The sequence below is a fragment of the Tritonibacter scottomollicae genome (assembly GCF_003003215.1).
Taxonomy (GTDB): Bacteria; Pseudomonadota; Alphaproteobacteria; order Rhodobacterales; family Rhodobacteraceae; genus Epibacterium; species Epibacterium scottomollicae.
This window is the reverse complement of the sequence record NZ_PVUF01000038.1, coordinates 1-7,869: the sequence shown is the minus strand read 5'-3', so window position 1 is coordinate 7,869 and position 7,869 is coordinate 1. Positions and strand designations below refer to the sequence as shown.

Annotated in this window: 10 protein-coding genes; all 10 read right to left on the bottom strand. The window is 55.6% G+C overall.

What is annotated here, in order from left to right:
- Positions 1–493: 493 nt before the first annotated feature.
- Positions 494–1,021 carry a CbrC family protein gene (locus CLV89_RS21690; protein WP_106165675.1) on the bottom strand — a complete coding sequence of 176 codons (528 nt, stop codon included), beginning with the start codon at positions 1,019–1,021 and terminating at the stop codon, positions 494–496.
- A gap of 505 nt (positions 1,022–1,526) precedes the next feature.
- Positions 1,527–1,811 carry a PAAR domain-containing protein gene (locus CLV89_RS21685; RefSeq protein WP_106165674.1) on the bottom strand — a complete coding sequence of 95 codons (285 nt, stop codon included), beginning with the start codon at positions 1,809–1,811 and terminating at the stop codon, positions 1,527–1,529.
- 68 nt (positions 1,812–1,879) lie between these two features.
- Positions 1,880–2,659, bottom strand: coding sequence for a PoNe immunity protein domain-containing protein (locus CLV89_RS21680; protein WP_165798190.1), 780 nt, complete (start codon positions 2,657–2,659; stop codon positions 1,880–1,882).
- Between the two features lie 200 nt (positions 2,660–2,859).
- Positions 2,860–3,270, bottom strand: a complete 411-nt coding sequence (locus CLV89_RS21675; protein WP_106165672.1) for a hypothetical protein — start codon at positions 3,268–3,270, stop codon at positions 2,860–2,862.
- Positions 3,267–3,566, bottom strand: a complete 300-nt coding sequence (locus tag CLV89_RS21670; RefSeq protein WP_106165671.1) for a hypothetical protein — start codon at positions 3,564–3,566, stop codon at positions 3,267–3,269. The genes CLV89_RS21675 and CLV89_RS21670 overlap by 4 nt, the downstream gene beginning before the upstream one ends.
- 78 nt (positions 3,567–3,644) lie before the next feature.
- Positions 3,645–4,133, bottom strand: a complete 489-nt coding sequence (locus CLV89_RS21665) for a DNA/RNA non-specific endonuclease (RefSeq protein ID WP_165798189.1) — start codon at positions 4,131–4,133, stop codon at positions 3,645–3,647.
- Positions 4,134–4,209: 76 nt separating this feature from the next.
- A complete protein-coding gene (locus CLV89_RS22825; protein WP_207796991.1) occupies positions 4,210–5,211 on the bottom strand; it encodes a hypothetical protein in 1,002 nt (333 codons plus the stop codon).
- Positions 5,212–5,245: 34 nt separating this feature from the next.
- Positions 5,246–6,535 carry a hypothetical protein gene (locus tag CLV89_RS21655; RefSeq protein WP_133166782.1) on the bottom strand — a complete coding sequence of 430 codons (1,290 nt, stop codon included), beginning with the start codon at positions 6,533–6,535 and terminating at the stop codon, positions 5,246–5,248.
- A 180-nt stretch (positions 6,536–6,715) separates the two neighbouring features.
- A complete protein-coding gene (locus CLV89_RS21650; RefSeq protein WP_106165668.1) occupies positions 6,716–7,084 on the bottom strand; it encodes a hypothetical protein in 369 nt (122 codons plus the stop codon).
- Positions 7,085–7,093: 9 nt separating this feature from the next.
- On the bottom strand, positions 7,094–7,869 hold a 776-nt coding region (locus tag CLV89_RS22720; protein WP_423837303.1), incomplete at its 5' end, for a bacteriophage T4 gp5 trimerisation domain-containing protein.

Below are 7,869 nucleotides of genomic sequence, written 5' to 3'. Positions count from 1 at the left end.
CACAGTCGTCAGACGCCCGAGCCGGGCGTCCTGCGTAAATACATTCATAAAACACAACCCCAGAAGTTGAGCGGGAGCATATCTGTCTCGCCTCAAGGATCAAGGGCGGAAAATCCCTACCGGTGGGGAAAATCCCAACGGTGCAATCACATTGGAGTGATTGTATGACGTCGTTGAGGCCGAGTAGAATGTCCGCTCCCGGGAAGTCTTTCGCGCTTGCAGAAGAGTCTCCGCTGCGCCTTGCATGAAAGTCGTGATTGGGCTGACTCCGGACCTCATTGGACTTGGAGCAAGTGAGGTCTCGCACTCTCCTTCTCGGTTGAAATGAAACAGTGACCAATGCGAGCTCCCGCAACCATCGTTGGAGGTCTGCTCATGCTGCACAGCTAGCATGCTGGATCCACGAGATGAATCCTCAGGGATTTGCGCAACAACGCCCCCCAAGACCGACTGATGTTCTGTACCACAGCGAATGTCTGATAGCTTGAACCGGCTAGGTCATGTCAGCGTAGGCTTTGTATTCCGCTGTCTTTTTGTTTTGAAACAGATAAATCGCTGGCTGGCCCCCGATCACAACGTCGGACAGGTCAAAGTCGTTGGGAAAATTCCAGTCACCTAAAGCCTTGCGGCATGCACTAATTTTCTCCGTTTCGTTTTTTCTTACAATAGTTGAACCAATCACTTCACCTACAAACACGAGAGCATCATCTTCCGAGAACAACCATCTATTTCCTTGCCAAGTCGAGTAACCGGGGGTTCGTGAATCTATTGTTTGAACAACGTGTTGGGGAACGCCCTCTGGTATATCGTAGAGATCGTTGAAAATCGCTGACCACTTCGCTGCGGCAGAGCCGTCGGCGAGACACCATGGGCAAACTTCGCTTACGTCATCCACACAGTAAATGGGGCCAACGTACATGAAGGATCTTTCCTGCTCACAACACGCGCAGCGTGTGTTTTTCTTAATTATACAACCATTCTCGATTGGGTCAGGGAAGTACTCAAATATAGGAAGTTCCAATGTGTTCTTACCTCAGCATTAGCGTGACAACGGACATTGGAGTAAGTGCAGCGAATGTCAACAAAGTCCGGCAGTGCAGTCATCCATCCATGGTCAAATGCTGCGTCCTGCGCGAATGTCCGCAATACGGGCGCTTGCGCGGCATTCGAACTCCCTCGCGAGCGGCGGCTCTGGGCCGGTCGCGAGGTCGAGCAGGCCGCCGATGAGCCATGCTAGGCTGCGCCCTGGACGGACGTCCGTGAAGCGCAGATAGTGACCTTTGCAAAGTCGCATGAACCGGCGGCACGGAGGGAGACTTGTGCTGCATGCGCACCTGAAACAGCCGCCCTTTGCCGCGAGCGCAGCGTCGGTACCTAGCCGAACTCATTCAGTGCCGTATAGTGTATCGCTTGGCGGCGCACAGACCAACAGCAACTTTGGTGTGTCCGGAGCAGTGCGAAGAGTTTCAAAAAGAAAACCGTTTCGCAGTCAATGCGCCATAGGGCGATGCGTAACCCATTCACCCTCAAATAGACACATCGTCAGAGCCGCTATCGACAGCGCCGCCGCAATCGATAGCATCGCCGACACGGCCAGCGGGCTTTCCGTTGATAAAAACGCTACTCGATCCAGCCGACAGCGCCCGCCCGTGCGGCGGGTGTTTGGGCTTTGCGTGCGGCGCGAAAGCATCCCCCTCACGCAACGCCGGCTTCCCATTGATACCGACATCACCGCTTCCTGACGTGGCTGGTGTCGGTGGGAAACCATCGTGGCCTGACCCGATATCCTCTTTTCGTCCCGCAGCAGGCATGACACTCACTCCCAAGATTAAGTTGATTGCAAAAACGACCTACTCATAACAACGGTGCGGCCTCGAAGCTACCTCCTCGCCCAATCGGCCCATTCACCGGGGTAATGGGGATGGTCGCGTAATTCTCTATCATCGATCCTAAACGCGACCGAGGCCGCGGCTGCTTCCAGGCACCAGTAGCCAACGTAGGTACTGTTTTCTCCTAGGTTCTCACCGCGGGTGGTCTGGGCTGCCAACTCAGAGGCCATTTCATCATACCAGCCATCCAGGAATTTTTTCAGATGATGGGGGCGGGCAAATTCCGGCTCTGCGGGGTCGATGGCCAGCCACAGGTTTCGATAGGCCTCGGGCCAATGCACATCACTGGTGACGGGAACCTCCGGCAGGCCGAAATGCCGTCGGGAGGCCGCCCAGATCTGATCGTAGCCACCAGCATCCCAAATCCGGTCAAACTGATCTAGAGCTTCGAAAAAGGCCGCTGCTTCCGCTTGGGTTGCCTTGCACAATATCAGTTGCGCAATGAAGCGGTGGGTTACGTCGTACCCGTGCCACGGAACGCCATTAGGCATCTTGGTACCGAAATTAGAGACAATTTCCGGAAAGTGTTTTGTCACCGCACGATGGCCAGGTGCCACGACTTCTTCCATAGGAGAACTCGCCGAATAGAGGAGGAGTGACATCTCGAAGAGACTGGTCAGAAGGGGCAACCCTTTAGCCCCCTGGTTTCCGTGCGACGGAAATGGTGTTTCGGATCTATTTTTATAAGATCGCTCAAAAAAATCTATGTCTTCTTCCTGGAAGGTAAGTGCCTGTTTCCAAAAAGACGCGCTTGCAATGCGGTCTCTCATTCTTGATTTCTCCATGCCGGCCCAACAACAGGTTTGCCAAAGTCAAGTTCGCCAGTCTCTGGATTACGGGCGATGATATCGACACCGTTGCCCTGCGGGTTCTGGATAACCCGCTGATCGGTATATCCTCGTGCGACCAGATCACGCCGAGCCTGATCCGATGTCGTTTTTTCGTCCCGCGGCTGGCGTGCGCTGCAATCCTAAGGTTGATTTGGTTGCAAGAACGGCGGTCTTAGCGTGAGCAGAACGTCTTTGAAATTCGCCTCAGTGACCATCCATCGATAGGGATCTTCGTATTCATAGCTGAGGCGCAATTCATGCAGTTTGCGCCCGAATTGTAGCAGCGCCGTCTTCCAGTGCCGCGTTTCATAGTCCGGGTGAACAGCGCGGAGCGTGTTTAGCACTGGTAACAAGGGTTTAATCGGGAAACTGAAGCCGGTGGAATGGCCGATCAGATCGTAGGCTCGCGCGCCACCGCCGGCGCCCTTGCCGTCCGGTGACAGCCACAACCAGGCCGAAATCGCCACCGCATCCTCAGCGTAGTCACCGGGGATGGAAGGCAGGATCAGCTTGGCCAGCTTTCTGGCCTGGACCTCTTCGGCAGGTGTCATTGGTCAAACTTGGGGCGAAGTTCTTCGATATATCCGTGAATGTCTGCCGGGCGTACCTGCCAGCGGCTTTCGTCCTTATCCTCGAACTGGACGTTGAACCGGCCCGAGACACGGTCGAACTGAAGCAGCATTTTGATCGGCGGTTGGGCGTCGCCGAATACTTTTTGGAGGTAGGCAGCAACTGGTTCCTCTGTAGCGATTAGATCCGCCGAGATTGCTTCAAAGTCAGAATCTGGTTTATAAAGATGTCCGTATGATTGGATAGGATCACCATCAGGGTCAAGTGTGAATACCACAGCAAAACTGCTCCAAGGAATTGAAAAAGCTTCCTCACTTTCGACTACCGCACTTATGAGTGCTTGAAATGCTTTCGCTCATTTATCTCTCCTATAATTTTCTTGCATGTCGCGCCAAGTCGCCCGCTTAAAGCTCTGTCCAGCTTTGTTTTTGAATTTTCCTTGGCCAATGCATACGATCTTACCCGTGCTTGGGTCCCTAACACGATACGTTGAGATAAACCGATCCGGCCTGTCGGCCCCTGGCGAATAAGTGTCGATTTTGAAATCAACCTCATATCCCATTTTTGTCCAGTTGGCCCACTCATACTCCATAGTTTTCCAGGCCCCCAGATTGAGGTTACCTGCCTGTGGAGCAATGCCTTCGTCTGGCGTGTCGCCGAAGAAGCGGTGGGCCGCCAGATGGCCGCCTTGATCGCCGTCATCACCCAGCTTGCCAATGGCCGTCGCATTGTCGCCGCGCTTTGTCGAGCCAAAGTCCTGTCGGATTGTTCCCGCAGCCCTCGTGGGACGACCAGTCGCGGGATCGTGGCTGATTATCTGCCCAATCAATGTTCCCGATGCCAAGGGCTTTGCCCTTGGGAATGGGACAGATACTCGAGCCCTCTGGCGGCCATATTTACCTACCTGATCGTTAGCTCTCTCAGCTTTGCTCTGCGCGCAATTTCGGAAGTTGGGCCAATGTGGGTGTAGCTGGGAATTCCGACAGGAACTTGGTCTCAACCGCATCAAAGAACGGATCTTGCGGCCAATCGGGTGCTGTCGGCAGGCGGGAAAACACCCCTTTCTGAAACAGGTCGTGGCTCAAATGGGCCGGGTTCGCCAACCCCTCCCATTCCCGCAGGCGCAGAATGGTGAAGAGGATGACAGGATAGAACCAAAAGGCGTCCTCTTCGACCTCGTAGTGGGTTTCTTGCAGGCCATCATCATCGTATTTGCTGCCGTGAAATTCCATGTCCTTGCTTTGCGAGACATGGTACTCCGTTGCAGCGTCAAAAATGTCCAGAAAATGGTTCAGATCCGGCGCGCGCCAGCCCCCGTCGGCCAAGTCAGCCCAGCCTTTGTGACCGCCGACATAGTCCTGATAAACGTCATCGCGCCAAACGGTCATGGTGCTGGTGTTTTCTGCGCTCAGAAAGTCCTTGAAGATATCCATCATCGCATAGGGGAAGCTATGGGATGTGGTGACTTGCCCAACACCGCCGCCTCGGAACTTCCCCCGTTGGATCGCATGTTTGCCCATCTCCTGAAGCACCAGCCGGGCCTGAAGCTCGGTCTGCTCGCGCCAGCCCAAGGTGGCCGCCATCATGACGCTGGTGACCGCGCCGCGAAAACTGACGCCGCTGTTGGTGTTGAGGTGCTGTAGCCCGATCGCATAGCGCAGTTCCGGCAGGAACAGGCGGGTGGCCAGCGCGATCTGCGCCATGTCCGGCGATACGCCCCGGTTCTCCAGGATGAAGCGCTTGAGGTACATATAAGCGGTGCGGCTTATGTCATCCCCGACTGACAAATTCGCCTTCGGCTCATCATCCAAGAAACTCTGCAAGTTTTGAAAATCAAGTTCTTTGATTAAGTCCTGGTCTTCGACCCAGCCCGCAAACTTGTCTTCGATGTGTCGCAGGATGCTCTCGACTGTAACTGTCATATTCTTCATGCCTATGTTTTCAATCTACGCTACTCTATCGGTCGTCCGGCGGCCCGCGTGCAGGAGGCTTTTTAGGTTTTCCGGAGGCGGTGACAGGCGCACCCTCCGCGTTGCGCCAAGTAATCCGCTTGGGACGTTCACCTGGGTTATAATCCCAGGTGCGTTCGCGGTAGTTAGTGGTGGCACCGATCTCTGGGTCAACATCATATTTGATTTCTTTGAAAGCTGGGTCGTCTCTCAACCATCGAATTGCGCTTGCCGCATCTTTCCTTTGCTGAGTCGTCGCACTCGCCCATTCACCTTGCCGCTTCATCACGCGATTCAGGCGATTTTTGACGTAGTCCGGCCCACCTCTATAGCTTTGGTCCGGACTCAATCTCGCCGAATTAGCCTTGACCTCGCCAAAGACAACTTCGCCAGTCTCTGGATTCCGGGCGATGATATCAACACCGTTGCCCTGCGGGTTCTGGATAACCCGCTGATCGGTATATCCTCGTGCGACCAGATCACGCCGAGCCTGATCCTCTGCCAAATCGCCAACTTGTTTGGACGTCAGTCTGGTTGCCATGCCGCCTGCAGGTTTCTCTGCACCGGGATTGTCCACTTCAGCGCGGGAACTGAGATCACCCCTAGAGGAACCGGTACGCAGGTTGTCCTCGTCAAGGACCTGCCGCACGATGCGGTCGTCGATCTCCGTATCAGGCAGGTCTATCCTGTGCAGGACCGCACTGTCAGGCACCGCACGCCCGGCCTGATTTGCGGCGCGAATGACGACCCGAGAGACCTTTCCGGCCAGCCGCTTGGCCACAATCTTGACACCGGTGGCAACTCCTCCCGTAGCGACCGCGAGAGCAATATCTATCGCCAGTTCCGCTGCGAGAAAGTCGGCATCCGCCTTGAGCCGGGCCATGGCGGACAGTAGACCCTCGCGGTCGAAATCGTCCCAGAACTCCTCCCAGCGCGCCTCGCAGGCATCCCAGAGCGAGGACAGCGCATCTGCTCCGAGATTGAAGATCAGTTTGTCCGGATCGGTGGATTGCAGGTCTTCGCCGGTGTTCTCCCAACTGCGGCCGATTTCCTGAACTGCTTCAACCGGAATCTGCTGTGTTGCGATGCCAAGCCCTTCATAATACCAGCCGAGAACCGTTGCCGCACCATCAAGCGGTGACGAATTTTCCCACCAGTGTTCGCGCTGTGAACGTTCCATCAGGTTGGAGAAATAGCTCCCTGCGGCTTCGGCAACCGCAGCACGGTATTCCTCGGTCGGCCCGTCAATGACACCGGCCAATACGCCCAGCACATGCAATTGCGCCGCATAGGCCATGAGGTTTTCATAGACCTCATCCGCATAGGCTCGATTTGCATTCAACAAATGTTGCGGCAGCGTCAAGTCCACATGCTGCGCACCCTGTGTGATCGCGCCAGCCCTGGCCCCCAGATCTGCAGCTTGCCACGTGCGGCGCGGCCTCAGGGGGGAATACAGATCAAGCAGCAGGCTCACGGGCTAGTCCCTGTCCCGCTGGCCGTAGTCCGGCGTAAAAAAATCTAATAAATCCGTGGAATGGGTCTGGTGGGGCGACAGCACAGCCTCTGCAACCGATCCCATGGCACCGAGACCGAGACCGCACTGCATGAGCGCCTTTGCCATGGTGGTGAGTGTCTTCAGCTGCTCCTGATCGAGTCCCGCGTCACGGGTCACCTTCATGAGGCTGACCACTTTGCGCCGCTGGACCTGCGGGGCAAAGGCGATCTCATCCAAGGCGTGCGACGGAGTTGTGCCCGCTTCCGCAACAAAGCGATCCCGTTCCGTGTCGCGTACCGCTTTGCGCAGCGCGGCTTTTACCACCCAGCCGCTGTCTCCGTATTGCACCATGCTTATCCCTCAGTTCAGGTCGATCCGGCCACCCTTGACCGTGACAGATTCATCGCCTTCGATCGTGACCTTCACACCCTTGAGGTTGATGACGCCGTCTTCGCTCATCACCAGCTTCGACTTGCCCACGGTGACCTCAAACACCTTGCCAACAACAACGGACTTGTTGTGGCCGACTTCTTCAAACGCGCCGATCCCGATGGATTGATTAAAAACGCCCCCTACAACCGTCTGATAGCCCCCCCCGACTGTGACGGCTTTGCCCGCGCCGACAACTTCTGTGGAACTGACCATCACGGTCTCTGCCTTGTTCTTGGCAACGCCGATGATCAGGTTGCCTTCACCCATGTTGAGCGCATCCGGGAGGCCAAGCTTGCTGGTCATGTCGCCGATTGCACTGGTAAACTTCTTGAAGGCAGAGGTTACCGCCGACTGAAGCTTGTTCGGCCCCACCATCACCGTCATGTTGCCGCCGATCACCTCGTGATGGTTGTTCCCGACTTCGATGGATTTGTTGTTCCCGACGGACTCGGACTGGTTGCGGTCCACCCGTTTGGCGCGGTTGTTCTCGATATGCAGTTCGTGATCTTTTTCTGCATGCAGATAGATCTTTTCATTGTCCGTCGCGTCTTCGAACGTCAGCTCGTTGAAGCCAGAGCTCTTGTGGCTATCGCTGCGGAAGACAGATTTTGTCTTGTGCTCCGGGAGCTCGTAAGGCGGTTTGTTTTTGCCGTTGTAGACGCATCCAGTGACAATGGGCTTGTCGGGGTCGCCGCGAAGGTGCT

Excerpts from the sequence above, each read along its gene's own strand:
- CLV89_RS21685 (WP_106165674.1), bottom strand. The coding sequence starts at position 1,811 with ATGCCTGCTGCGGGACGAAAAGAGGATATCGGGTCAGGCCACGATGGT.
- CLV89_RS21680 (WP_165798190.1), bottom strand. The coding sequence starts at position 2,659 with ATGAGAGACCGCATTGCAAGCGCGTCTTTTTGGAAACAGGCACTTACC.
- CLV89_RS21675 (WP_106165672.1), bottom strand. The coding sequence starts at position 3,270 with ATGACACCTGCCGAAGAGGTCCAGGCCAGAAAGCTGGCCAAGCTGATC.
- CLV89_RS22825 (WP_207796991.1), bottom strand. The coding sequence starts at position 5,211 with ATGACAGTTACAGTCGAGAGCATCCTGCGACACATCGAAGACAAGTTT.
- CLV89_RS21655 (WP_133166782.1), bottom strand. The coding sequence starts at position 6,535 with ATGGCCTATGCGGCGCAATTGCATGTGCTGGGCGTATTGGCCGGTGTC.
- CLV89_RS21650 (WP_106165668.1), bottom strand. The coding sequence starts at position 7,084 with ATGGTGCAATACGGAGACAGCGGCTGGGTGGTAAAAGCCGCGCTGCGC.